This window comes from Corynebacterium glyciniphilum AJ 3170 (genome assembly GCF_007673095.1).
Lineage (GTDB): Bacteria > Actinomycetota > Actinomycetes > Mycobacteriales > Mycobacteriaceae > Corynebacterium.
This window is the reverse complement of the sequence record NZ_VDYZ01000191.1, coordinates 1-284: the sequence shown is the minus strand read 5'-3', so window position 1 is coordinate 284 and position 284 is coordinate 1. Positions and strand designations below refer to the sequence as shown.

Sequence of the window (284 nt, the reverse complement as noted above, 5' to 3'; positions counted from 1 at the left end):
GAGCGGTCACGCACCCGCATCGGACGGATCTGCCCGTTGACCGTGCACACCACCTGACGCATACCTTTCTCATCGGGCTCACCGACGGCATCCAGGCGCACCACCATCGGCGGATTGTTCCTGATCCGCACCACGGTTTCCTCACCCTCGACCAACCCGTAGAGGAACTGACGGTCGGTCAGGATCGACACGTCACCGAAACTACGACGGTGCTCGTCGAACCCGGCGGATTCCTTGGGGAACAACAACCGGCTCAGCGCACCGCGACGCTGGGCAGATTCCCC

The 284-nt window shown here is 63.4% G+C and carries 1 protein-coding gene; it reads right to left on the bottom strand.

Annotated elements, in window-relative coordinates:
• Positions 1 to 284: hypothetical protein (locus FS507_RS16840; RefSeq protein ID WP_145943840.1), on the bottom strand; the 284-nt coding region annotated here is incomplete at both ends.